General features: G+C 67.1%; 27 protein-coding genes. 9 read left to right on the forward strand and 18 right to left on the reverse strand.

The window, feature by feature from the left end:
- Positions 1-3: 3 nt before the first annotated feature.
- Together MUN76_RS09750 and MUN76_RS09755 are read left to right on the forward strand one after the other, a co-directional pair.
- Positions 4-927: an LssY C-terminal domain-containing protein gene (locus tag MUN76_RS09750; RefSeq protein ID WP_244684301.1), complete on the forward strand. Its 924-nt coding sequence runs from the start codon at positions 4-6 to the stop codon at positions 925-927.
- On the forward strand, positions 920-1,441 hold the full coding sequence (locus MUN76_RS09755; RefSeq protein ID WP_244684303.1) for a hypothetical protein: 522 nt from the start codon (positions 920-922) through the stop codon (positions 1,439-1,441). The genes MUN76_RS09750 and MUN76_RS09755 overlap by 8 nt, the downstream gene beginning before the upstream one ends.
- Positions 1,442-1,480: 39 nt before the next feature.
- Here MUN76_RS09755 and MUN76_RS09760 read toward each other — a convergent pair whose 3' ends face one another.
- The 9 genes from MUN76_RS09760 to MUN76_RS09800 all read right to left on the reverse strand — a co-directional run bounded on the left by MUN76_RS09760 (position 1,481) and on the right by MUN76_RS09800 (position 8,480).
- Positions 1,481-1,768, reverse strand: coding sequence for an ABC transporter ATP-binding protein (locus MUN76_RS09760; protein WP_244684305.1), 288 nt, complete (start codon positions 1,766-1,768; stop codon positions 1,481-1,483).
- Between the two features lie 57 nt (positions 1,769-1,825).
- Entirely contained in the window at positions 1,826-2,410 is a 585-nt protein-coding gene (locus MUN76_RS09765) for a hypothetical protein (protein ID WP_244684307.1), read from the reverse strand.
- Between the two features lie 149 nt (positions 2,411-2,559).
- The gene (dnaB, locus tag MUN76_RS09770) at positions 2,560-3,936 is read right to left on the reverse strand and encodes a replicative DNA helicase (RefSeq protein WP_244684309.1); all 1,377 of its coding nucleotides are present in this window, start codon (positions 3,934-3,936) and stop codon (positions 2,560-2,562) included.
- 463 nt (positions 3,937-4,399) lie between these two features.
- Positions 4,400-4,849: a 50S ribosomal protein L9 gene (gene rplI, locus MUN76_RS09775; protein ID WP_244684311.1), complete on the reverse strand. Its 450-nt coding sequence runs from the start codon at positions 4,847-4,849 to the stop codon at positions 4,400-4,402.
- Between the two features lie 13 nt (positions 4,850-4,862).
- Positions 4,863-5,123, reverse strand: a complete 261-nt coding sequence (rpsR, locus tag MUN76_RS09780) for a 30S ribosomal protein S18 (RefSeq protein ID WP_087015192.1) — start codon at positions 5,121-5,123, stop codon at positions 4,863-4,865.
- A gap of 50 nt (positions 5,124-5,173) precedes the next feature.
- The gene (gene ssb, locus MUN76_RS09785) at positions 5,174-5,716 is read right to left on the reverse strand and encodes a single-stranded DNA-binding protein (RefSeq protein WP_244684313.1); all 543 of its coding nucleotides are present in this window, start codon (positions 5,714-5,716) and stop codon (positions 5,174-5,176) included.
- A gap of 3 nt (positions 5,717-5,719) precedes the next feature.
- Positions 5,720-6,082: a 30S ribosomal protein S6 gene (gene rpsF / locus MUN76_RS09790; protein ID WP_244684315.1), complete on the reverse strand. Its 363-nt coding sequence runs from the start codon at positions 6,080-6,082 to the stop codon at positions 5,720-5,722.
- Positions 6,083-6,235: 153 nt separating this feature from the next.
- The gene (locus MUN76_RS09795) at positions 6,236-7,039 is read right to left on the reverse strand and encodes a PIG-L family deacetylase (RefSeq protein WP_244684317.1); all 804 of its coding nucleotides are present in this window, start codon (positions 7,037-7,039) and stop codon (positions 6,236-6,238) included.
- Entirely contained in the window at positions 7,032-8,480 is a 1,449-nt protein-coding gene (locus MUN76_RS09800) for a CCA tRNA nucleotidyltransferase (RefSeq protein WP_244684319.1), read from the reverse strand. Before MUN76_RS09800 ends, MUN76_RS09795 begins: the two co-directional genes overlap by 8 nt.
- A 53-nt stretch (positions 8,481-8,533) precedes the next feature.
- Between MUN76_RS09800 and MUN76_RS09805 the strand changes: the two genes are divergently transcribed.
- The 3 genes from MUN76_RS09805 to trxA all read left to right on the forward strand — a co-directional run bounded on the left by MUN76_RS09805 (position 8,534) and on the right by trxA (position 12,132).
- Positions 8,534-10,705 (forward strand): DUF6049 family protein, encoded by a 2,172-nt coding sequence (locus MUN76_RS09805; protein WP_244684320.1) that lies wholly within the window; start codon positions 8,534-8,536, stop codon positions 10,703-10,705.
- 117 nt (positions 10,706-10,822) lie between these two features.
- Positions 10,823-11,779 (forward strand): thioredoxin-disulfide reductase, encoded by a 957-nt coding sequence (trxB, locus tag MUN76_RS09810; RefSeq protein ID WP_244684322.1) that lies wholly within the window; start codon positions 10,823-10,825, stop codon positions 11,777-11,779.
- A 29-nt stretch (positions 11,780-11,808) separates the two neighbouring features.
- Positions 11,809-12,132 (forward strand): thioredoxin, encoded by a 324-nt coding sequence (trxA, locus tag MUN76_RS09815; RefSeq protein WP_244684324.1) that lies wholly within the window; start codon positions 11,809-11,811, stop codon positions 12,130-12,132.
- A 157-nt stretch (positions 12,133-12,289) separates the two neighbouring features.
- Here trxA and MUN76_RS09820 read toward each other — a convergent pair whose 3' ends face one another.
- The 9 genes from MUN76_RS09820 to rpmH form a co-directional block, all read right to left on the reverse strand.
- Positions 12,290-12,748 (reverse strand): SRPBCC family protein, encoded by a 459-nt coding sequence (locus MUN76_RS09820; RefSeq protein ID WP_244684326.1) that lies wholly within the window; start codon positions 12,746-12,748, stop codon positions 12,290-12,292.
- 39 nt (positions 12,749-12,787) lie between these two features.
- Entirely contained in the window at positions 12,788-13,789 is a 1,002-nt protein-coding gene (locus MUN76_RS09825) for a ParB/RepB/Spo0J family partition protein (RefSeq protein ID WP_244684328.1), read from the reverse strand.
- A 3-nt stretch (positions 13,790-13,792) separates the two neighbouring features.
- A complete protein-coding gene (locus MUN76_RS09830; RefSeq protein WP_244684330.1) occupies positions 13,793-14,707 on the reverse strand; it encodes a ParA family protein in 915 nt (304 codons plus the stop codon).
- On the reverse strand, positions 14,700-15,347 hold the full coding sequence (gene rsmG / locus MUN76_RS09835) for a 16S rRNA (guanine(527)-N(7))-methyltransferase RsmG (protein WP_244684332.1): 648 nt from the start codon (positions 15,345-15,347) through the stop codon (positions 14,700-14,702). Before rsmG ends, MUN76_RS09830 begins: the two co-directional genes overlap by 8 nt.
- A gap of 95 nt (positions 15,348-15,442) precedes the next feature.
- Entirely contained in the window at positions 15,443-15,946 is a 504-nt protein-coding gene (locus tag MUN76_RS09840) for a Jag family protein (RefSeq protein ID WP_244684334.1), read from the reverse strand.
- A gap of 7 nt (positions 15,947-15,953) precedes the next feature.
- Entirely contained in the window at positions 15,954-16,895 is a 942-nt protein-coding gene (gene yidC, locus MUN76_RS09845; protein WP_244684336.1) for a membrane protein insertase YidC, read from the reverse strand.
- Between the two features lie 4 nt (positions 16,896-16,899).
- Positions 16,900-17,208: a membrane protein insertion efficiency factor YidD gene (gene yidD, locus MUN76_RS09850; RefSeq protein ID WP_256451784.1), complete on the reverse strand. Its 309-nt coding sequence runs from the start codon at positions 17,206-17,208 to the stop codon at positions 16,900-16,902.
- Positions 17,205-17,555: a ribonuclease P protein component gene (gene rnpA, locus MUN76_RS09855; protein ID WP_244684338.1), complete on the reverse strand. Its 351-nt coding sequence runs from the start codon at positions 17,553-17,555 to the stop codon at positions 17,205-17,207. Before rnpA ends, yidD begins: the two co-directional genes overlap by 4 nt.
- Positions 17,556-17,573: 18 nt before the next feature.
- Complete coding sequence (gene rpmH / locus MUN76_RS09860; RefSeq protein WP_010155609.1) at positions 17,574-17,711, reverse strand: 50S ribosomal protein L34; 138 nt, start codon at positions 17,709-17,711, stop codon at positions 17,574-17,576.
- A 442-nt stretch (positions 17,712-18,153) separates the two neighbouring features.
- Between rpmH and dnaA the strand changes: the two genes are divergently transcribed.
- From dnaA to MUN76_RS15515, 4 genes are all read left to right on the forward strand, one after another.
- Entirely contained in the window at positions 18,154-19,533 is a 1,380-nt protein-coding gene (dnaA, locus tag MUN76_RS09865) for a chromosomal replication initiator protein DnaA (protein WP_244688742.1), read from the forward strand.
- A 389-nt stretch (positions 19,534-19,922) separates the two neighbouring features.
- Positions 19,923-21,065, forward strand: coding sequence for a DNA polymerase III subunit beta (dnaN, locus tag MUN76_RS09870; RefSeq protein WP_244684340.1), 1,143 nt, complete (start codon positions 19,923-19,925; stop codon positions 21,063-21,065).
- Positions 21,066-21,074: 9 nt separating this feature from the next.
- Positions 21,075-22,244 carry a DNA replication/repair protein RecF gene (gene recF, locus MUN76_RS09875; protein ID WP_244684342.1) on the forward strand — a complete coding sequence of 390 codons (1,170 nt, stop codon included), beginning with the start codon at positions 21,075-21,077 and terminating at the stop codon, positions 22,242-22,244.
- Positions 22,244-22,735, forward strand: a complete 492-nt coding sequence (locus tag MUN76_RS15515) for a DciA family protein (RefSeq protein WP_256451785.1) — start codon at positions 22,244-22,246, stop codon at positions 22,733-22,735. The genes recF and MUN76_RS15515 overlap by 1 nt, the downstream gene beginning before the upstream one ends.
- Positions 22,736-22,777: the final 42 nt, after the last annotated feature.

Raw genomic sequence — 22,777 nt, forward strand, 5'->3', positions numbered from 1 at the left:
CCCATGAGCCCCGAGCCCCCGGTCACCGTCGCCGCTCCCCCGCGGCGTCACATCTCGCTCACGGCCGTGTTCGACGAGTTCTTCTTCATCTACGCCGGTGTCGCCGCCATCTGGCTCTCCTGGCTCGTGTTCACGCAGAGCTTCCAATTCGGCTGGTTCGGGATCCTGTTCTTCGTGGTGTTCTGGGTGATCCTCGCGTACCTGGTGCTCCCCCGGCTGCACCGGATCCTCACGACCATCTACGTGCCCGACTACTTCATCGGCCGTGCGCGCACCAGCGACGGCCTGCTCGGCGACCCCATCAACCTCGCGGTGCTCGGCCCCGAAGCGCAGCTGCACGCGGCGATGCAGCGGGCGGGCTGGACGCGGGCGGACGACGTGAACCTGCGCTCCTCCTGGGGCATCATCGTCTCCACGCTCACGCGGCGAAGCTACGATGAGGCGCCGGTGAGTCCACTGTTCCTGTTCGGGACCATGCAGGACTTCGCGTACCAGCAGGAGGTCGAGGGCAACCCCGCGAAGCGCCACCACGTGCGGTTCTGGCGCACCCCCGACGGCTGGCTGCTGCCCGGAGGCGCGCGCGTCGACTGGCTCGCCGCCGGCACGTTCGACCGAGCCGTCGGGCTGTCGCTGTTCACGCTCCAGATCACGCACAAGATCGACGCCGACACCGACGTCGAGCGCGATCACGTGGTGCGCACGGTCGTGGAAGGCGACCCGAATGTGGCGGTGCAGACGCTCGTGGACTTTTCGACCGGCTACCACTCCCGCAACGGCGGCGGCGACTCGATCCGCACGGACGGTGCGCTGCCGATCCTCGACGTGAACCGGGTCGAGGTCACCGGAGCAGATGTGGGCGAGGTCGAGGGGCACGGTGTCGATGTGGACGGCGTCGAGCCGCGCCTCCGGGAGGTCGATCGTGACTGACGCCGACGGCAAACGCGCCGCCATCGAACCCGCGGAGGCGCTCTTCGGGCGCGATCCCGTGGTCGCCGCGGACGCCCCACGACCCGGGCCGATCATCGGCGGCACCGTGCTCGTCCTGCTCCGCGCGGTGGCCGCCGTGCTGTGGTCCGTCGCACTCGCAGCGGAGTGGGACAGCACGATCGAGAGCCTGGATCTTCCGTCCGGGACGGGCGACCTGCACATCGTGCTGTGGATCCTGCTCGGGTTCCTCGGGGTGTGGACCCTGCTCCTGCTCGTCCTCGCGCTGCTGCTCTGGCGCGGCAGCAACCTCGCGCGACTGCTGGTGATGGTGTGGACCACGCTCAGCATCACCGCGGCGGCGATCGGCTACTTCACGCTGGGCGAGGAGATCACGTTCCGCACGACACTGCTGACGCTCGCGCTCGATATCCTGGTGCTGCTCGCGCTGTCGAGCCGGGACGCGCGGATCTGGGCGCGACGACCGCGGCTGGGCCGCAGGTCGCGACGCGGGTAGGTCGCTGAGCCGGTCGAGGCGTCGACCGCTCCCCCGTGGCTAGTGCCAGGTGGTGTCGTCGGGCTGCTGCAGGTCCTTGCGCGCCTCGAGATCCTCCTGGCTCGGCTTGCCGCCGAGGCCGACGAGGGCGACCATCATGATCGAGACGATGAAGGCGATCCCGAGGGCCACGGCCGCAAGCACGAGGTCGCGGGTGGCCATGAGCACCACGAGCCCGGAGAAGATCGCGAGGACCGCGGCGAAGCCGACCAGTTCGAGCGGTCGCAGACGGTCCCGGCGTGACGGGGTCACGGGTTCCTGGCGTGCGGGCTCGGGCGACTGGGTCATCGTGTGCTTTCTACGGGACTGTGGTGGAGGTGCGTCAGCACCGGCGGTGGGCCTGGCTTAGGCCTGCGAGGGGGCGGCTTCGGCGCGCGCGATGTCGGAGGATCCCCGCGCGGAGTCGAAGGCGGAGATGCCGAGGAAGACCGCGGCGACGACGGCGTAGGCGCCGAAGAAGCCCAGGATCGCGACCTGGTCTTCGCGGACGAGGAGGACGAGGAGCGCGAGCAGCACCCCGAGGGCGCCGAGCAGCGTGGCGTCCTGACGTGTGCCGGGACGCATGGTCATGCCGAGGAACTCGAGGAGAGCGCTGACGAGCGCCCACGCGGCGATGACGACGGCGAAGCCGATGACCGAGCCGGTCAGCGGGACCACGACCGCGGCGACGACCGCGGCGATCCCGAGGAGGAGCGGGACGGGGTTGCCGCCCACGGCCCGCAGCGACACCCACTCGATGAGGTGCGCGATGCCCAGGGCTCCGAGTGCTCCGGCGGCCACCGCGGTGTCGAAGCCGAGTTGCTCGTGCATGGTCGCGGAGAACGCGATCACAATGCCGGCGATGAAGAGTACGCCGACCCGGATGAGCCGGACGGGGCGCGACGGCAGTGCGTTCACGGGACGCGACGCAGTCGTATCCTCTGCTGCCATGACGCCCCTTTCGTGAACTCACACCAGTCTACCGTGCCCGTGTCCGTGAACCGTCCGGGAGGCGTATCATCGCTCGCGGGATGCGAATGGTCGCCTCACCGCTCGCGGATGCGAATAGGCGCATCTACGCTCGCGGGATGCGAATAGGTTCAGACGCCCTGCGGCATGTCCTGGAAGCGGGAGTAGTGGCCCTGGAACGCCACGGTGACCGTACCGGTCGGACCGTTGCGCTGCTTGGCGAGAATGAAGTCCGCCTCCCCCGCGCGCGGGCTGTCGCGGTCGCCGACGGCCTCGCGGTGGAGCAGGATCACCATGTCCGCGTCCTGCTCGAGCGAGCCGGACTCGCGGAGGTCGCTGATGGCGGGCATCTTGTCGGCGCGCTGCTCGGAGGCACGGTTCAGCTGCGACAGCGCGATGACCGGCACGTCGATCTCCTTAGAGAGCAGCTTCAGGGCACGCGAGAACTCGCTGACCTCCTGCTGACGGCTCTCGGACTTCTTGCCGCTCGACAGCAGCTGCAGGTAGTCGATGACCACCATCTTCAGGCCGTGCTGCTGCTTCAGCCGACGGCACTTCGCGCGGATCTCGACGAGCGTGAGGTTTGGGCTGTCGTCGATGAAGAGCGGCGCCTCGGCGATCCGGGCCTGCGTGGCTGCGAGCTTCTGGAAGTCGCGGTTATCGAGCGCGCCCTTGCGCAGGGTCTGCATCGGGATCGTCGCCTCGGCCGCGAGCAGTCGCATGGCGATCTCGGCGCGACCCATCTCGAGGGAGAAGAAGACCGTCGTGGCGCCGGCGTGCACGGAGGCGTTGCGCGCGACGTCGAGCGCGAGGGTCGACTTACCCATGGCGGGTCGGGCGGCGATGATGATCATCTGCCCGCCGGCGAAGCCGTTGGTCATCGCGTCGAGCTCGCTGAATCCGGTCGGCACGCCGAGCATGCCGCCCGTCGCGCCGTTCGCCTTGTTGATCTCCTCGAGTGCCGCGTCGACGGCGAGCGAGAGCGGGACGTAGTCCTCCCCCTGGCTCTCCCCCGTCACGCCGTAGATCTCGGACTGCGCGACGTTGACGAGGTCGATGGCTTCGCCTTCCCCGGCGTAGCCCATCTGCACGATCCGGGTGCCCGCCTCGACGAGGCGCCGGAGCAGCGCCTTCTCGGCGACGATCTCGGCGTAGAAGCTCGCGTTGGCGGCCGTCGGCACGATGCTCGTGACGGTGTGCAGATACTCGGCGCCGCCTGCGCGCTGCAGGTCGCCGGTCTTCGTCAGCTCATCGGTGACCGTGATGACGTCGGTGGGTTCCCCGCGCGAATAGAGCGCGAGCACCGCCTCGTAGATGACCTCGTGCTTCGGCACGTAGAAGTCGATGCCTTTGACGAGACCCGTGACGTCGGCCACCGCATCCTTGGAGAGCAGCATGCCACCGAGCGCGCTCTGCTCCGCGAGCAGGTCGTAGGGCGGCGTCCGCTCATGCCCGCGAGGATTCTCCTCGAGGAACGGATCCGGGATTCCCAGGTGTGCAATGGACACTCGGTCACTCCTTCTGATTGGGGCAGGCGGTTACGCATCGATCAGATACCAGACCCCGGACATTCACGGTATGGGCACCCGCGGCGACCGGCAAATGTCCGCATTCGCACCCTGTGGATAACTACGTGTATAACTTCGCCGTTTTCGCCACATGTTTTCCACACCCCTGGGGACAGCCTGTGGAGAGATGTCGAATCGCAGCCTATTTAGGCTCTCTGATCAGGCATTTAGAGTTTCAACACCTGCAAAGTTATTCAAGTCTCAGGTAAAGCTTGAGTCTTTTGCCACTCGGCGACATGTGGACAACTACCGTCTCCCAGAGGCCGTGTCAAGCGACACGGCGGACGAATCCGACCCCGTTCGTTCACCCGACGTTTTCCGGGCCGCCCACCCCCGGAAAAACGCCAGCGGGGCGACGACTCCATCGGAATCGTCGCCCCGCTGGGCGCTCGAACGCGCGTGGTTAGCGCTGCGAGATGACCTGCAGCGTCACCACTGCATCGACGCCCTCGTGCAGGTGCACGGTCGCCTGGTACTCGCCGGTGGTCTTGATCGACGGCAGCGTGATCTTGCGCTTGTCGATCTCGCCGAGGCCGGCCTCGGCAACCGCGTCGGCCACGGCCGCGGGCTTGATCGAGCCGAAGAGGCGCCCGCCGGTGCCGGTCTTCGCCTGCAAGCGGACCTTGTTCTCCTGGAGCTTCGCCTTCAGCGCCTGCGCGTCCTCGACGGACGCCAGCGCACGGGCGTCGCGAGCCGCACGCAGCTGCGCGACCTGGGCCTCGCCACCGCGGGTCCAGTGCACCCCGAAGCCCTGGGGCACGAGGTAGTTGCGTGCGTAGCCGGTCTTGACGTCGACGACGTCACCAGCGGAACCGAGGCCCTGGACCTCATGAGTAAGAATGACCTTAGACATGTTTCTCTACTCCTCAGCGGCCGGAGCCGGCGTAGGGGAGGAGAGCCATCTCGCGGGCGTTCTTCACGGCCTTCGCGATCAGACGCTGCTCCTGGACGGACACACCGGTGATACGGCGGGCGCGGATCTTTCCGCGCTCAGAGATGAACTTGCGCAGCGTCGCGACATCTTTGTAATCGATGACGCCGACGGTCTGCTTCTTCGCGGGTGCGACAACCTTTGCGTTCTTGCCGCGGCCCGGCTTGCGGGCTGCGCCGCTGGACTTGCCTGCCATTTTCTGGACTCTTTTCGTGAATGATGCTCGGTGTGACCGAGGAAACTGCGTTAGAAGGGTTGCTCGTCGTCGAAGCCGCCGCCGAAGCCGCCGCCGGAGTCACCCTGGCCTGAATTGGCCCAGGGGCTGTCCTGCTGCTGCGCTGCGGGCTTGCCCCAGCTGCTCTGGCCTGCGGGCTGTCCGCCGCCGGAAGCGCCGGCGTTGCCGAAGCCGCCGACCTGGCCGCGGGACTGACCACGAGTGATCTGCGCGGTGGCGAAACGAAGAGACGGACCGATCTCCTCGACCTCGAGGTCGAGGGAGGTGCGCTGCTGTCCCTGATTGTCGGTGTAGCTGCGCTGGGTGAGCCGGCCCTGAACGATCACGCGCGTGCCCTTGGTGAGGCTCGCGGCGATGTTGTCGGCGTACTCGCCGTAGGCGCGGCACCCGAGCCACAGAGCTTCACCGTCAGACCAGTCGCCCGACTGACGGTCGCGCACGCGCGGCGTCGAGGCGATGCGGAAGGTCACCCAGGACTTTCCCGCCTGGCTGACGCGAGGCTCGGGGTCGGCAACCAGGTTGCCGACCACCGTGATCAGCGGCTCGCCGGCCATGAGCTACGCGCCCTGCTTCGCGGCAGCGCGTGCGGCCTTGGCCTGGTCGCGCTTCGCCTGGGCGGCGCGCTGTGCGAGCAGCTCGTCGGCGCGGAGCACCTTCGTGCGCAGCACGGCCTCGGACAGGCCCAGCTGGCGGTCGAGCTCGACGGTGGCCTCGTGGGACGCGGTGAAGTTCACCACGACGTAGATGCCCTCGGTCTGCTTGTTGATCTCGTAGGCGAGACGGCGCTTGCCCCAGATATCGGTGCTCTCGACCTGGCCACCCGCAGTGCGGATGACGCCGAGGAACTTCTCGATGCTGGGGGCCACGGTGCGCTCGTCGATACCGGGATCGAGGATCACCATAAGTTCGTACGGATGCATTACTGACCCACCTCCTTCGGACTTCACGGCCACAGGATTTCTGTGGCAGGAGGGTGTTTGTGCAACGTGCCGGCTCGCAACGCAGAACGCACTGCGGGCAGACAACCTGTCCATACTAGCACTTCGCCGCGGGGATCGCGCCCCGCAGTCCTGCTATCCCGCGAGGTCGGCCGGGGGAGCGACGTGGCGGAACGCCTCGATCCGATCGATCGGCTGCCGCTGCCCGCCGACGTGGACGATCTCGGCCCCGTCGACCGCGAGCTGCGTGCCGTGCGCACGAAGCGCAGCGACCTTGCGGTCGAGCCACGGCGCCACGTCGTGACGCTCGATGGCGTCGACCTCGGCACCGGCCTCGTCGTCCGTCGCCGGTGCGATGGCCCAGAAGGGGATCCCCAGACCCTGGGCGACCGCGCGCGCCAATCGGTGCGCGAAGACGTGATCGGGGTGGCCGTACCCTCCCGCATCGTCGTAGCTCACGATCGCGCCGGCACCGGCCGCGTCGGCAGCCGCCAGCAGATCGTTGAGCGCCTCGACGGCGGGCACCCGCGTCAGAGCGTCGTCACTCGCCTCGGTGGCAGCCGTCGCCCGACCGTCGTCCCCCCACGTCATCCCGGAATCCTCGTAGATGGCCGGGGGGAGTCCCTCCGCGCGCGCGGGCGGCGCACCGAGGAACGCGTGCCGCTCGATCCCGAGCATGCCGAGCGCGGTGCGCAGTTCGTTCTGCCGGGCCACGGCGAGACCGTGCGCGGCGACGAGCGCCTCCAGCGGCCCGGACACCACCTCGCCCTGCTCGCCGCGGGTGAGGGTCACGAGCAGGGGCTCGAGCCCGGCCTCGGCAAGACCCGCGAGCGTCCCCCCGGTCGTGATGGTCTCGTCATCCGGGTGCGCGTGCACGAACATCACGCGCGGCACGCCGTGGAACCACTCGGCGGGGTTCGCATGCAGTGTCTCAGTCATCCCGTCCCTCAGCTCCCTGCTCCACGTGCCAGGCGCGCAACCGGGCTTCCGCCGCGTCCGCGCCGATGAGCCCCTCGTCGAGGCGCACCTCGAGCAGGTACTTGTAGGCCCGCCCCACGATCGGTCCCGGCGCGATCCCGAGCAGCGCCATGATCTGCTCGCCGTCGAGCTCGGGTCGGACCGCCGCCAGCTCCTCGGCTTCCGAGAGCACCTCGATCCGCTGCTCGATGTCGTCGTAGGCGTGCTCGAGCCGCTCGGCCTTGCGCCGGTTCCGGGTGGTCACGTCTGCACGGGTCAGGATGTGGAGGCGATCGAGTTCCTCACCCGCGTCGCGCACGTAGCGTCTCACGGCTGAATCGGTCCACTGCTGATCGCTGTAGCCGAAGAAGCGGAGGTGGAGTTCCACGAGTCGCGCGATGCGCTTCACTGTGTCGTTGTCGAAGCGGAGCTCGCGCAGGCGCTTCTTCGCCAGCTTCGCACCGACCACGTCGTGGTGGTGGAAGGTCACCGTGCCGCGCTCGAAGCGGCGCGTGGCGGGTTTGCCGATGTCGTGCAGCAGCGCGGCGATCCGCAGCACGATGTCCGGTGCGGCGGTGGGGGAGTCGCGACGCGAGATCTCGAGATCGATCGCCTGCCGCAGCACCGTCAGGCTGTGCTCGTAGACGTCCTTGTGGCGCCCGTGATCGTCCTGCGTCGCCACGAGTGCCGTGAGCTCCGGCAGGAAGCGCTCCGCGAGCCCCGTGTCGACGAGGTGCCGGATCCCGGGCACGGGATCCGCCGATCCCATCAGCTTCACGAACTCGTCGCGGATGCGTTCCGCGGAGATGATGTCGAGTCGCTCGGCGAACTCGGCCATCGCCGCGCGGGTGTCAACGTCGATCTCGAACCCGAGCTGGGACGCGAATCGCGCGGCCCGCAGCATTCGGAGCGGATCATCGGTGAAGGACGACTCGGGGGAGCCGGGGGTCCGGATCCGCCCGGCGAGGAGATCCTCGATTCCGCCGGAGACGTCAACGAGCCGCAGATCCGGCAGCATCAGCGCGAGGGCGTTGATCGTAAAATCCCGGCGCACGAGGTCGCCCTCGATCGTGTCGCCGTAGCTGACCTCGGGCTTCCGCGAGTCGTCGCGGTAGATCTCCGCGCGGTAGGTCGTGACCTCGACGGTCTCGCCGTGGACCTTCGCCGCGATCGTGCCGAAGTCGCGCCCCACGTCCCACACGTTGGTCGAGACGACGTCGAGGACCGCTCGCGTCTCATCAGGACGTGCCGACGTGGTGAAATCGAGATCCACCACAGGCCGGCCGAGCAGCGCGTCGCGCACGGGGCCGCCGACCAGCGCGAACTCGTGACCGCGCTCTCCGAAGGCTGCGGCGAGCTCGGCGACCGCCGGGGATTCCGCGATCCCGCGCAGGGCATCCAGGGAGTCGCTCAGGGAAGGCATCCCTCAAGCGTACTCAAACCTGCGCACCAGGGGGCACTCCATAGACTGTGGCCATGGCATTCCCGTCCCTTCCGCGCCGCTCCGCGTGGCGCGGTGCCGCCGCGGGCCTCGCGGCGCTGGCGCTCGTCGTGGGCGGCGCGACGGCCGCGACCGCCGAGGCGCCCGCGGGACGACCCGCGGAGGTGGGGGACCCACCGACCGGGACCTCGCTGCCGACCCTCATCATGTCGCCACTGGAGCCGGTGCTCGGCGACTCCGCCGACGATGTCTCCGTCGGCGTGGTGGTGCGGAACCCGGGGGACGAGCCGATCCCGGCGGGAGAGCTCCGAGTGGAGCTCAACCCGCAGCGCGTCGAGACCATCGCCGGCCTCGACGAGGAGTTCCCCGTCTCGGGGGAGCTCCTCGCGGAATCCGCGATCGGCTCGACGGCCGCCGAGAGCGAGCAGTCGGTCACCGTGACGATCGCCCGCGAGGATCTTCCGCTGACCGCGCTCATCGCCCCCGGGGTCTATCAGCTGCGGGCCACCCTCACGCCGGAGTCCGGCACGGCGCCGGTCATCCCGGAGGTCACGGGGGATCCCGGATCGGACCCTGAGGCGGCGGAGGCGGGGGATTCCGCGACCGCCGAGACCGATGCGCTGCGCTCCGCCGCCGTCCCGTTCGTCTGGCGCGAGAGCGGCGGGTCCGACGTCGAGGTCAGCGTGATCGTGCCCCTCGTGCTGCCGACCGACATCCGCACACTGCCGACCCGGGATCAGCTGAGCGATCTGGTCCCTCGGCTCGATCGGCTCCTCACCGCCGCGACGGCGCAGCGCGCCACACTCGCGATCGACCCGCGGATCATCGCCGGCATCCGCGCGTACGGTGATGAGGCCCCGCTCCTCGCCCAACGGTTCCTCTCTCGGCTCGAGTCGAGCTCGCTGCCGGGGTTCCTGCTGCAGTTCGCCGATGCGGATCCCGCGGCGCAAGCGGCGCTGGGCTTCACGACGCTGCTCGAGCCCACGAATCTCGACTTCGTCTCGCGGTTCGGCGTCGAGCCCGCCCAGGAGCCCGCGGACGAATTGCCCGACGAACCCGCTGACGACCCTGCCGAGGACGACACCGTCCCGACCGTGCTCCCCACCCTCAGCGAGCTGCTCGCCTGGTCCGAGGAGGCGCCCACGGCCTGGCCCGCGGAGGGTGCGGTCGACGAGGGGACCCTGCAGCTGCTCGAGGCGAACGGCATCTCCGACGTCGTGCTCACCTCGGACAACGTGACGCAGGAAGGGGGCCCGCGGGTGACGCTGGGCCGCAGCGACGCCCTCGTCACGGATGCACGACTCGGTGCAGCTGCTCGCCGTGCCCTCGCGGCACCCAACGACACCGAGCGTGCCGCGGCGGTGTCCGAGATCGCCGCCCGCCTCGCCCTCGCCGCCGAGACCGACGTACCGGGCGTGATCCTCGGTCTCGACCGCGGTGCGATCGCCGACGCGGAGAACCCGGAGCAGCTCCTCGAGGACATCGGCGACCTCGACTGGGTCGCGGCCACACCGCACACGGAGCAGGCCACCGGCACCGCGTCGCTGAAGTCCGCGGACACGCTCGAGGAGCGGCGGGAGCTGCTGCGCACGGCAGTAAACCGCGAGGGCGCCGTCGATGAAGTCGGGGCGATCCTCATCCACCCCGAATACCTCAGCGGCTACCAGCGCACCCGCTTGCTCGATCTGTTCGCCACCCGGTACGCGGCGTCAGACGCCGATTTCCCCGCGGTCGCCACGACGTTCCGCATGCGCGACGCGGAACTGATGGAGGGCGTGCGGGCGGTCAGCACGGAGCACACGCAGCTCGTCGGCGCGTCGACCCGTGTGCCCGTGCAGCTCCGCAACTCCCTGCCCTTCGAGGCGCTGGTGTCGGTGCGGGTCGACCCCGCGTCGGCCGCCCTCACCGTCCCCGAGCGGTCCTTCGCCGACGTCCGCGTGCGCCCCGAGGGCACCGAGCAGCTGCTGGTCCCGGTGCAGAGCCGGGTGTCGTCAGGCGAATCCGGGCTCGTGGTGAGCATCGCCGACGTCTCCGGCGACTGGACGATCTTCACGGGGACCCTCTCGATCACCATCCGCAGCGGCGTCGAGACGATCGCGATCTGGACCCTCGGCGGGCTGGCGGCGCTGCTCCTCGGATTCGGGATCTGGCGCAGCGTGCGCCGCCGTCGCCACCGCCGGCGCGCGCCCGAGCTGACCGCGGCCTGAGTCGGCTCCGCATCGCCTGTGCGTGGGGGAGGCGCGGGGAATAGCGCAACCCTAGGATGGGTTGTAGTCCCCAGAGCGGCCAGAGCCGCAGTCACCGCAAGGCGTGCGAGGAGTCCCATGCACCAGATCATCATCATCGGGTCCGGCCCTGCCGGCTTCACCGCTGCCATCTACGCCGCCCGCGCGGGCCTGCAGCCGGTGCTCTTCGCGAGCTCCGTTGCCGTCGGCGGCGAACTGATGAACACGACCGACGTCGAGAACTTCCCGGGCTTTCCCGAGGGGATCCAGGGCCCGGATCTCATGCAGAAGATGCAGGAGCAGGCCGAGCGCTTCGGCACCGAGGTCGTCTACGACGACATCACCGAGGTCGACTTCAGCGGCGATGTCAAGCGTGTCGTCGCCGGCGACGGCACCACGCACGAGGCCCATACCGTGATCTACGCGACCGGGTCCGCGTACCGCAAACTGGGCCTCCCCGACGAGGATCGACTGTCGGGCCACGGCGTCTCGTGGTGCGCGACCTGCGACGGGTTCTTCTTCCGCGAGAAGACGATCGCCGTCGTCGGCGGCGGCGACTCCGCGATGGAGGAGGCCACCTTCCTGACCCGCTTCGCCGACAAGGTCTACGTGATCCACCGTCGCAACGAGCTCAAGGCCTCGAAGATCATGCAGCAGCGCGCCTTCGACAACCCGAAGATCGAGTTCATCTGGGACTCGGGCATCAGTGCGATCCACGGCGACACCGAGGTGACGGGGGTGACCCTGCAGAGCACGGTCGACGGCACCGAGCGCGAGCTCGCCATCGAGGGGCTCTTCATCGCCATCGGCAACGATCCCCGCACGCACCTCGTGCACGGCAAACTGGACCTCACGAGCGAGGGCACGATCGCCGTCGAGGGGCGGAGCTCGCGCACCTCGGCACCCGGCGTCTTCGCCGCAGGCGACGTCATCGACCCGAGCTACCGCCAGGCCATCACGGCCGCGGGATCCGGCACCGTTGCGGCGCTGGACGCGGAGCACTACCTCGCCGCGCTGGAACAGCAGGAGCAGGCAGCCGCGCTCACCGCGGTCTAGTCCGATTTCGAACGAAGGAGACAGCAATCATGAGTGAAGCCATCATCGTCGACGAGCAGTCGTTTGACCAGGTCGTGCTGCAGAGCGACGTTCCCGTCCTCGTGGACTTCTGGGCGGAGTGGTGCGGTCCCTGCCGTGCGGTCGCCCCGATCCTCGATCAGATCGCCGCGGAGCACGACGGCAAGATCATCATCGCGAAGCTGAACGTCGATGAGAACCCGAACCTCGCGGCCCAGTACCGCATCACCTCCATCCCCGCGATGAAGGTCTTCAAGGGCGGCGATGAGGTGCGCGAGATCATCGGCGCCATGCCGAAGCCCATGATCGAGCAGCACCTCAACGGCATCATCTAACCGGAGTCCGAGCAGGCGCTCGGACGGCAGGCCACAGCAGCGGCGGATCACCTCGGTGGTCCGCCGCTGCTGTGTGTGCGGGTGGGGCGGACTCCCGGGTGCCCGGCGCCGCCCGTCGGCTCGTCCCCGTCAGCTGCCAGCCGACACCCGTCAGCCGTCAGCCGTCCGCGATCGTCTCGGCGAGTTCCGCCAGCCGATCGATGGAGGCCCGCAGCCCCGCACTCGTGTTCGCCCGCGCCCGCTCGATCCGCGCCGGGTCTGCGAGGTGCGTCCAGTCGTAGGTGTGCCGGACGAGCGTCTGCCCGTCCCGCTGCGGCAGCAGTTCCCAGCGCCAGAGGTGCCCCGCGGGGGCGGCACCGGGAGAGGCCGGGCACCACGCGATCCGCCGACCCTCCTCGAATTCGACGACGTGGTTTTCGCGCACCTTGTCGCTGGTGGTGCGCATCGAGAACACCTCGCCGACCGCGTGAACCCGCTGTCCGGGAGCGGCCTCCGCGAGATTGTCGTTGCCGTCCCACTCGGGCTGACGCGCGGGGTCCGCGATGAGTTCGAACAGCACCTCAGCCGGCGCGGCGACCAGTCGTTCGGCGCTGACGATGCGCGTGGTGTCTTCCATGCGCCCAGTCAAGCACGATCGGGCTGGGCGCGGGTGCGATCAGCCGAAACCGGGGTCGTCCAGCTCGCTCAGGATGCGCTTCAGGTCGGCGATCGTGGCGAAATCGATGATGATCTGGCCCTTCTTCGCACCGAGCTTGACGCTTACCCGGGTGTCGAAACGATCGCCGAGGCGCTCGGCGATCTCCCCGAGCTGCGCCTGCACCCCGCCGGCGCGAGCTTTGGGGAGCTTGCGCTTCGGCTCGTCACCCGCGGCGGCCTCGGCGGCGCGCACCGAGAGCCCTTCGTTCACGATCTTGTCGGCGAGGCGCTGCATCGATTCCGCGTCGCCGTCGAGCGACAGGATCGCGCGGGCGTGTCCCGCGGACAGCACGCCGGCGGCGACGCGGCTCTGCACGGTTTCCGGGAGCTTCAGCAGGCGGATCGTGTTCGAGATCTGCGGCCGTGACCGGCCGATCCGCGTGGCGAGCTGCTCCTGGGTGATCCCGAAGTCCGCCAGCAACTGCTGGTAGGCGGACGCCTCCTCCAGCGGGTTGAGCTGCGCGCGGTGCAAATTCTCGAGCAGCGCGTCGCGCAGCATGTGCTCGTCCGCCGTGCTGCGGACGATCGCCGGGATGGTCTCGAGGCCCGCGCGCTTCGACGCGCGCAGTCGCCGCTCGCCCATGATGAGCTCGTAGTGCGGCCCCTCGGCCGGGGCGTCGTCGATCGCCCGGACCACGATGGGCTGGAAGACGCCGAACTCGCGCACGCTGTGGGTCAGTTCGGCGAGGGCTTCCTCGTCGAACTCGGTGCGCGGCTGCAGGCGGTTGGGCACGATGTCCGCGACATCGAGGCGTGTGAGCTGAGCGCCCGGGACATCGCGCAGCTCGACCGCTTCGGCCTCCGCCTCGGGCGCCTCGGGAGCCGACGGGGCCGCAGTGTCGGTCGCCGTGGCGGTGTTCGACGGGAAGAAGACGTCGACCGGACGCTCACCGCTCGACGGGGCCTGGGGGATCAGTGCGCCGATCCCGCGGCCGAGACCGCCTCGCTTTTTCGTCGCCATGCCTTACGCTCCTTCATCGTTCGCACCATCGGCCTGGGACCGGCCCGGACCGCGTTCTGCCATTTCCGCCGCAGCTTCGAGATACGCCAGAGCGCCGATCGACGCGCCGTCGTACGCGTGCACCGTCTGGCCGTAGCTCGGCGCCTCCGAGATCCGCACCGACCGCGGGACCACGGCATTCAGCACTTCGGCGGGGAAGTGCGAGCGCACCTCGCTCGCCACCTCCTGCGCCAGGTTCGTCCGTGCGTCGTACATGGTGAGCAGAATGGTCGAGACGCGGAGGCTCGGGTTCAAGTGCTTCTGGATCAGCTGGATATTGCTCAGGAGCTGGCTCAGGCCCTCGAGCGCGTAGTACTCGCACTGGATCGGGATCAAGACCTCGTCGGCTGCGACGAACGCGTTCACAGTGAGCAGGCCGAGTGACGGCGGGCAGTCGATGAACACATAGTGGTACTGCTCGTCGGAGTCGGCGAGGAAGGCCTGGAGGGCGGTCCGAAGGCGCTGCTCGCGCGCGACGAGGGAGACGAGTTCGATCTCCGCGCCCGCGAGGTTGATGGTCGAGGGCACGCAGTGCAGGTTCTCGTGATCGCTCGAGGTCTGGAGCGCCTCATCGAGACTGCTGTCGCCGAGGAGCACGTCGTACACACTCGTGACCTCGGGCCGGTGCGGAACTCCGAGGGCCGTGGAGGCGTTGCCCTGCGGGTCCAGATCGATGACCAGCACGTTCGCACCGCGTCGTGCGAGCGCAGAGGCGAGGTTGACGGTCGTTGTCGTCTTTCCGACGCCGCCCTTCTGATTCGACACCGTGATCACGCGCGTGCGCTCGGGAAGGGGCGACACCGTCTCGGCGAGGCGCCGCCGTCGCCGGATCTTGTCGACGAGATGGTCGCCGACGAGCGACTTCTCTGTTTCAGCCATGAGTCCCAAGCCTAGCCCGAAATACGCGCGTGGACTCCGCCAACTGCCCGACCCCGAGCTCCTCCACCGCGACGTCGCGCACCCGGTACTTGCGGAGCACCTTCTCGGCAGCGGTGATCTCACCGTCGACGGCGGCCCCCTTGAGGAACAGCATCTCCCCACCGTCGCGGAGCAGCGGTGCCGTGAGCGGGATGAGCTTGCGCAGCGCGGTGACGGCACGGGCGGTGATCTGATCGACCTCGAACGCACCGTGGAACTCCTCGGCGCGGCCCCGTCGGACCTCGACGTTCCCGAGCTCGAGGCGTGTGATCTGCTCGGTCAACCAGGCGCAGCGGCGCTCCATGGGTTCGATCAGCAAGAACTCGGCGTCGGGTCGGATGATGGCCAGCACCAGGCCGGGCATCCCGCCGCCCGTACCGATGTCGGCGACGCGCGCACCCGGCTGGACCAGCGGTGCGAGCAGTGCACTGTTGAGGATGTGCCGGGTCCACAGCCGGGGGAGTTCGAGTGGGCCGATGAGCCCCAGCTCCTCGCCGCGTGCGCCAAGATCAGCGGTGAAGTTACGCAGTAGGTCGAGACGGTCACCCGCCAGTTCTGCCGCAGCGGCTGGTTCGGGCTCGATCGTCGTGCTCGGTTCCACGGGGTCTCTCACTTCACTTCGGCGGACTGGGCCGGCGGGTTGCTCACCTCGCCGGACGGGTGACGGTGTCGAGCCGGGGTTTCACGTGAAACGGACTACGCGTTGCGAATGACGAGGCGTCGATCCCGACCCTCACCGCGCGACTCCGAGAAGTAGCCGCGCTGTGCGACGTCGTCGTGCACCAGCTTGCGCTCGTAGGACGACATCGGCTCAAGCTCGACCTCGATGCGGCCGGCGGCGATCTGCGCAACGGCGGCGTCCACCATGCGCTTGAGCTCCGTCTCGCGCGCGCTGCGCGATCCGCCGATGTCGATGATGAGTCGCGAGAAGCGTCCGGTCTTCGCCTGCACGGCGAGCCGGGTGAGATCCTGCAGCGCCTGCACCGCGTCGGCGCCGGCGAGACGATCCAGTTCGGCATCCCCGCCCGTCACGGAGACATAGGCGCGTCCATTCGCGACATCGATGTCGATGTCCCCATCGAGATCGGCGATGTCGAGGAGCCCCTCGATGTAGTCCGCCGCGAGGTCGCCGTCGGCCTCGAGCTCGGCCAGGCTGAGTTCGTCGGTGGTGTGCTCGGGTGCTGTCTGATCAGTGCTCACGACGCGGTCACTTGCCCTTCTTCTTCGCGCGCTTCGCGCTCATCGGCTGCTGTCGCTGGCCCGGGTCGGTGGTCCGCTTCTCTTCGACCGCGAGCTCTTCCTCGGTCAGCTTACCCTTCGCCTTCAGACGGGCCTGGCGCGCTCGCCACGCCTCGCTGCCGGGGGTCGGCATGTTCCGGATCACGATGAACTGCTGCCCCATGGTCCAGAGGTTCGACGTGAACCAGTAGATGTTCAGGGCGAGCGGGAAGGCAACACCCGAGAAGAGGAATGCGAACGGGATGATGTAGAGCAGGATGCGCTGCTGACGGTACATCGAGGAGTTCTTCGTCTCATCGGAGACGTTCTTCGACATGATCTGCAGCTGCGTGAAGAACTGCGAGGCGATCATGAGGACCATGATGATGCCGAGCATCGCCACGACGACCCACTGACCCGACTCCCAGCCCTGCGTGAAGGTCATCTTCAACGGTGCGCCGAAGATCTCGGCCTGGTTGAAGCTGTTGGTGAGCGACTCGTCCATGAACCCGATACCGGGCTTGTTCTCCGCGGCGTGGCGCAGCACGTAGAAAAGGGAGAAGAAGATCGGCATCTGGATCAGGATGGGCAGGCACGAGGCGAACGGGTTGGTGCCGTGCTTCTTGTACAGTGCCATCGTCTCGCGGCTCATGGCCTCGCGCGAGAACTGATCCTTCTTGCCCTTGTACTTGTCCTGGACCTTCTTCATCTGCGGCGCCAGGTCCATCATGCGGCGCTGCGAACGGATCTGACGCACGGTCACCGGAATCAGGGCGGAGCGGACGACGAGCACCAGGCCGATGATCGAGAGCACCCACGTGACACCCGACGCGGCGTCCATGCCGATCCAGGTGAAGAGCTGATGCCAGACGGCGAGCACGACCTCGACGAGCCAGCGCAGCGGCCAGAGTATGGTCTCGAAGAAATCCACGGGGTTAGGCCTTTCGCTGGATCGGACGCACGAAGCCGCGTGAGTTGATCACGAAGTTCGGGTGGCGTTTCGATGGAACGTCATCGATGCCGCCGGGACTGAAGGGGTTGCAGCGGAGGAGCCGCCAGATGGTGAGAGCCAGTCCGACGAGGAAACCGCGCTGTTGGTACGCCTCCAGAGCGTACCGGGAACATGATGGATAATACCTGCACACCTGCCCGTAGAGCGGGGAAATCACTCGGCGGTAGCTGTGCATGATGGCGATCGCGAGATTTCGGGGGAAGAACCAGATCTCCGCCGCAAGGCCCGTCATGATCGGGGGCTCGGGAGGGGGAGCCGGTCGAGCGAGCGGTTGACCTCGTGCTCCAGCAGAGTGAAGCTCGCCGTCGCACTTGCGGGAAGCGCCCGGAAGACGATGTCGACCCCCGTCAGCCCCCTCTGCAGCCGGCGTTCCACGATCGTGGTGAGTCGGCGTCGCACGCGGTTCCGGGTGACCGCGTTGCCGACGGTCTTGGACACGATGAAGCCGAATCGCGCCGGTGCCTCCGGGACATGCAAAACCGCGTGGGTGATGCACAGGGCACCTCCCACGCGGCGACCGGTGCGCACGACGCGCCGGTAGTCCTCACCCCGGGTGATGCGATGCTGCCGAGCAGGCATGACCGGCCGGGGACGGAATTATGCGGTGAGCTTCGAGCGGCCCTTGCCGCGACGAGCTGCAACGATGGCGCGACCCGCACGGGTGCGCATCCGAGCGCGGAAGCCGTGCACCTTGGCGCGGCGGCGGTTGTTGGGCTGGAACGTGCGCTTGCTCATGTGAAGACTCCGTGACTTATGGAATAGATCCCTGAGGCTCGTCGGCCGCAAGGAAGTCGGATGTGGGCGAGTCGCAGTGCATGATGATGATCGAAGTGCGATCATCAGATCCGCCGCGTTGGCATACCCGTCTCCAGGCATGTCGCCATACAAGGTGTTTAGTCTACGCCCAAAGCCCCGTCGCGTCAAAGTCTCGCGTGTTCCAGGCCCACAACTGTGGTATTTATCCACAGGACTTGCCTGTGGACAAATCTGTGACTAGCGTGAACGCAGATGTTGTTGGTCCGGATGAATCTGCGTGATTACGCTGATTTCTCACCGTCTTCCTGTGGATAACACTGGGTATAACATCAAACTCTTCTTTGACCGCGGACATGACCCAGGGTGCAGTGTGACTGAGCACGATTTACAAGATGTGTGGGCGCGAGTGACGCAGGCGGTCATGGGTGATCCGGCGATCGGCCCGGCCGTCGGTGCGCAGCTCGCGCTGGCCGTCCCCCGGGGCATCGCTGCCGGCACGCTCTATCTGGCGGTCCAACTCGAGTTCACGCTCAAGCTCCTCGAGACGCGCCTGCGGCCGGCCATCATGGCGGCGGTGGCGCAGATCCCTGAGGCCGAAGAGATTGAGAACTTCGTCGTCATCGTCGACGAAGACGCCCACCCGACTCTCGATCCGGAACCCGAGGTGGAGGATCTCGAGGACTCTCCCTTCGCTGCGCCCAGCAAGGTGGACACGCCGCGCCCTGTCGCAGAGCCCCGTCGGCGGCACGGTGCCGACGAGCCCCCGGTCGACAGCCGGCTGAACGAGAAGTACCGGTTCGACAGCTTTGTGATCGGCCAGTCCAACCGGTTTGCGCACGCCGCTGCGGTCGCCGTGGCCGAGGCACCCGCCCGCGCCTACAACCCGCTCTTCATCTACGGCGATTCTGGACTCGGCAAGACACACCTCCTGCACGCCATCGGCCATTACGCTCGCGAACTCTTCCCCGAGGTGCGCGTCCGCTATGTGAGTTCCGAGGACTTCACGAACGACTTCATCAACTCCATCGCGAACAATCAGGGCGCAGCCTTCCACGCGCGGTACCGCAGTGTCGACATCCTGTTGGTGGATGATATTCAGTTCCTCGAGGACAAGGTGGAGACGCAGGAGGCCTTCTTCCACACCTTCAACACCCTCCACGATCACAACAAGCAGGTGGTGATCACGAGCGACGTGCAGCCGAAGCAGCTCCGGGGCTTCGAGGACCGCATGCTGTCGCGCTTCGAGTGGGGTCTGCTCACCGACATCCAGGTGCCCGACCTCGAGACGCGCATCGCGATCCTGCGCAAGAAGGCGAAACGAGAGAACCTCGAGGTCGACTACAGCATCCTCGAGTTCATCGCGTCGAAGTTCTCATCGAACATCCGTGAGCTCGAGGGCACCCTCATCCGTGTGACGGCGTACGCGAGCCTCAACCAGCAGCGCATCGACATGCCGCTCGTACAGACCGTGCTGAAGGATCTCATCACGCTCGACGCGGACAATGAGGTGCAGCCCACGGACATCATCAATCGGACCGCCGAGTACTTCGACCTGTCGATCGACGAGCTCTACGGTCCCTCCCGCGCGCAGCAGATCGCCACGGCCCGGCAGATCGCCATGTACCTCTGCCGAGAACTCACGCCGCTGTCCCTGCCGAAGATCGGACAGCTCTTCGGCGGCCGGGATCACACCACGGTGATGTACGCCCACAAAAAGATCACCCAGCTGATCGCTGAGCGTCGCTCGATCTACAACCAGGTGACGGAGCTCACGACCCACATCAAACAGGGCACTCGCTAGGGGCTTTCTCCACACCCCACAGGGGTCCTGTGGATAACTGTGGACAAGTCACCGACATCTGTGGATGGAAGCAGAGCGCCTGTGGAATGAGGTGAGCGTCTCGAGATCCGCATCGTTCCGCGGATCGGGATCCATCCACCGGTCGCTGACAACTCACAAAGATGTAGTTCCCTACAAACAATTGATCACTGGTGACTTATCCACAGTTTCCACAGACGTTAACACTGTTAACACTTTTCTTCTTGTAAAACGGGAACTCGATCACGCACTCCGCTCCGGCTCCTCCCGTGCGAAACGCGCATCTGAATGACACGGATGCCGGTGGAGCCGTGAGTATGCAAAGATTGTGAAGCACGACCCTCATGCGTCTCACACGGAAAGGAAGCCAAATGCGATTCACCGTCAATCGTGACGTGTTTAGCGAGTCGGTTTCATTTGCGGTGAAGCTGCTTCCTCAGCGCCCGACGCAGCCGTTGTTGAGCGGAGCTCTGATCGAGGCCGAGGGTGACCAGCTGACGATTTCCTCGTTCGACTACGAGGTCTCGGCGCGAACCACCGTGACCGCAGAGGTCTCGGATCCTGGTCGCGCGCTCGTGTCAGGCCGGCTCGTCAGCGAGATCGCGCAGCGACTCCCCAACGCCGACGTTGAGGTGACCCTGCTCGAGAGCCGTGTCGAGGTCCGATGCGGATCCGCCACCTTCAGCCTGCCGGCGATGCCGGTGGAGGAGTATCCGCAGGTCCCGAAGGTCGATACCGTGTCGGGATCGGTGCCGGCCGACGTGTTCGCGGACGCGATCGCGCAGGTGTCGCTGGCGGCATCCAAGGATGACGTCACGCCCGTGATCACCGGCGTGCAGTTCGAGATCACCGAGAACTCGCTCACGCTCACCGCGACGGACCGGTATCGTGTCGCAACGCGCGGCATCGACTGGGAGAACCAGGGCGGCCAGAACGACCTGTCGGCCCTGGTCCCGTCGAAGATCGTCACCGAGGTGGGTAAGACGTTCGCCCATGACGGGCAGGTGAAGGTCGCGATCGTCAAGGATGGCGAGCGCGAACTCATCGCATTCACCGGGGGATCGAAGACGGTGACCTCGCTGCTGATCAAGGGCAACTATCCGCCGGTCGGTCGATTGTTCCCGACTACGGTGGACAACTACGCGGTCATCAACACGGCCGAGTTGGTCGAGGCCGTGGGCCGTGTGGGTCTGGTACTCGAGCGTGAGGCCGCACTCCGTTTCTCCTTCGTTGAGGGCACCGTGACGCTGGAGGCAGCGGGCACGGAAGCCGCCCAGGCCGTGGAGACCGTCGACGCGCACCTCGTCGGGGAAGAGATGGTGGTCTCATTGAAGCCGCAGTTCCTGCTCGACGGTCTCCGCTCCACTCACTCTGAGTTCGCACGGATTGCCTTCACTCGCACCGACAATCCCGGAAAGCCGGGCCCGGTGCTGATCACCAGCCAGCGCAGCAAGGAAGACGCCGACGAGGAGAGCTTCCGGTACCTGCTGCAGCCGAACCTCCTGCTGCGCTAGGGGTCGGGGATGCGGGTTTCGCATCTGTCCCTCGCCGACTTCCGGAATTATCAGACGGCGGAACTGTCGCTGCGCCCAGGCCCGAATTTGCTGCTCGGTCGCAACGGGCAGGGGAAAACGAATCTGGTCGAGGCGATCGGATATTTCGCAACGTTGCGTTCCCACCGCACGAGCGGCGATGCCCCCCTGATCCGCGCAGGCTCGGAGGCCGCGATCATGCGGATGAAGGTGGAAGCCGCTGAGCGTGACGTGCTGCTGGAGATGCAGTTGAATCGCGATGGACCGAACCGGGCGCAGGTCAACCGCAATGTCGTGCGCTCTCGGGAGGTGACCAGATGGTTCGCCGCGGTTGCGTTCGTCCCCGAAGACCTCACAATCGTTCGTGGAGAGCCCTCAGGACGCCGCCGCTTTCTCGATGATGCCCTGGTTGCTCGCCATCCAGTGGCTGCAGGCGCCCTCGCTGACTACGAACGAGTCGTTCGGCAACGCACGTCGTTGCTGAAATCGGTCCGCGGAAGCGGCGCGCGGGGGGGTGCTCCGTCGACTCTCGATATCTGGGACGACCAACTGATCGAGTTCGGGACGCAGATCATGCTCGCTCGACGAGAGCTCGTGCGAGACTTGGCGGGTCCGCTGTGCACTGGGTACGCGGCCCTCGTCGACCAGGATCACGCACCCAGTGTGTCACTGAACGAATCCGTCAGCGGCGCACTCGACGGCAATGTTTCACGTGAAACGACTGATCCGAGGGCTCTCGCTGACGTTTCACGTGAAACTCTTGCGGCGGAGTTTCGGGACGCGCTGGAGCGGGTGCGTGGCCGCGAGCTCGATCGTGGTGTCACTCTCGTGGGTCCGCATCGGGATGATCTCGTACTGTCACTCAATGGGCTCCCGGTCAAGGGATACGCGAGCCACGGGGAGTCGTGGTCGTTCGCACTCTCCTTGAAAATGGCGCTCGCGCTGATTCTTCGGGAAGAGTCTCCCGCCGGCGATCCGGTCATCATTCTCGATGACGTCTTCGCCGAACTCGACGCCCGTCGGCGACGCAGTCTCATGACAGCAGTGCAGGGGTTCGAGCAGGTCATCGTCACGGCCGCGGTAGAGGGCGATGTTCCCGATGACGTGCCGTGGCATCGGGTTCGCATCGAGGCGGGGGCCATTGTGGAGGAGCCCGAGTGATGAACGAGTTGTCACATTCCGAGTTCACCAGTTCGGCTTACTTGCGAGCAAAGTCGGTGTGGCGGGGCAAGCCCGTGCGGCGACGCCGTGTGGGGTCAACGGTGAGCGAGGGGGAGGGCTCGCCCTTCGGCTACGGCCGTGATCCACGCGGTCTCGGGGAAATCCTGACCACCATCACCACAGACATGGGGTGGAGTAGCGAGCTGGATCAAGCCCGACTGATCACTGAGTGGCCGGAGTTCGCTGGAGAGCTCACCGCGGAGCACACCACTGTAGTGGGTATCAGTCACGGTGTGCTGCAGGTGCAATGCGATTCGACGACGTGGGCGACGGAGCTGCGTCGTCTGCGCGCTGAGATGCTCACTCGACTATTGCGGGAGTACCCGGATGCCGAGATTCGGGATCTCCGGTTCCTCGCCCCCGGGGCACCCAGTTGGCGCCACGGACCGCGCTCGGTGCCCGGACGAGGACCGCGCGACACCTACGCTTGAGACAGAGGTGACCCGCCTCGCATGGCCTCAACCCGCTCACGT

Origin of the sequence: Leucobacter rhizosphaerae, from assembly GCF_022919175.1 — a bacterium.
GTDB lineage: Bacteria > Actinomycetota > Actinomycetes > Actinomycetales > Microbacteriaceae > Leucobacter > Leucobacter rhizosphaerae.

Coding starts and splice junctions, on each gene's coding strand:
- dnaA (WP_244688742.1), top strand. CDS start 18,154: ATGGGTGATCCGGCGATCGGCCCGGCCGTCGGTGCGCAGCTCGCGCTG.
- yidD (WP_256451784.1), bottom strand. CDS start 17,208: ATGACGGGCCTTGCGGCGGAGATCTGGTTCTTCCCCCGAAATCTCGCG.
- rpsR (WP_087015192.1), bottom strand. CDS start 5,123: ATGGCAGGCAAGTCCAGCGGCGCAGCCCGCAAGCCGGGCCGCGGCAAG.
- rpsF (WP_244684315.1), bottom strand. CDS start 6,082: ATGCATCCGTACGAACTTATGGTGATCCTCGATCCCGGTATCGACGAG.
- MUN76_RS09760 (WP_244684305.1), bottom strand. CDS start 1,768: ATGACCCAGTCGCCCGAGCCCGCACGCCAGGAACCCGTGACCCCGTCA.
- trxA (WP_244684324.1), top strand. CDS start 11,809: ATGAGTGAAGCCATCATCGTCGACGAGCAGTCGTTTGACCAGGTCGTG.
- rplI (WP_244684311.1), bottom strand. CDS start 4,849: ATGTCTAAGGTCATTCTTACTCATGAGGTCCAGGGCCTCGGTTCCGCT.
- MUN76_RS09820 (WP_244684326.1), bottom strand. CDS start 12,748: ATGGAAGACACCACGCGCATCGTCAGCGCCGAACGACTGGTCGCCGCG.
- dnaN (WP_244684340.1), top strand. CDS start 19,923: ATGCGATTCACCGTCAATCGTGACGTGTTTAGCGAGTCGGTTTCATTT.
- rpmH (WP_010155609.1), bottom strand. CDS start 17,711: ATGAGCAAGCGCACGTTCCAGCCCAACAACCGCCGCCGCGCCAAGGTG.
- MUN76_RS09830 (WP_244684330.1), bottom strand. CDS start 14,707: ATGGCTGAAACAGAGAAGTCGCTCGTCGGCGACCATCTCGTCGACAAG.
- MUN76_RS09800 (WP_244684319.1), bottom strand. CDS start 8,480: ATGCCTTCCCTGAGCGACTCCCTGGATGCCCTGCGCGGGATCGCGGAA.
- MUN76_RS09805 (WP_244684320.1), top strand. CDS start 8,534: ATGGCATTCCCGTCCCTTCCGCGCCGCTCCGCGTGGCGCGGTGCCGCC.
- rnpA (WP_244684338.1), bottom strand. CDS start 17,555: ATGCCTGCTCGGCAGCATCGCATCACCCGGGGTGAGGACTACCGGCGC.
- MUN76_RS09750 (WP_244684301.1), top strand. CDS start 4: ATGAGCCCCGAGCCCCCGGTCACCGTCGCCGCTCCCCCGCGGCGTCAC.
- MUN76_RS09795 (WP_244684317.1), bottom strand. CDS start 7,039: ATGACTGAGACACTGCATGCGAACCCCGCCGAGTGGTTCCACGGCGTG.
- MUN76_RS09825 (WP_244684328.1), bottom strand. CDS start 13,789: ATGGCGACGAAAAAGCGAGGCGGTCTCGGCCGCGGGATCGGCGCACTG.
- recF (WP_244684342.1), top strand. CDS start 21,075: ATGCGGGTTTCGCATCTGTCCCTCGCCGACTTCCGGAATTATCAGACG.
- MUN76_RS15515 (WP_256451785.1), top strand. CDS start 22,244: ATGAACGAGTTGTCACATTCCGAGTTCACCAGTTCGGCTTACTTGCGA.
- MUN76_RS09765 (WP_244684307.1), bottom strand. CDS start 2,410: ATGGCAGCAGAGGATACGACTGCGTCGCGTCCCGTGAACGCACTGCCG.
- ssb (WP_244684313.1), bottom strand. CDS start 5,716: ATGGCCGGCGAGCCGCTGATCACGGTGGTCGGCAACCTGGTTGCCGAC.
- trxB (WP_244684322.1), top strand. CDS start 10,823: ATGCACCAGATCATCATCATCGGGTCCGGCCCTGCCGGCTTCACCGCT.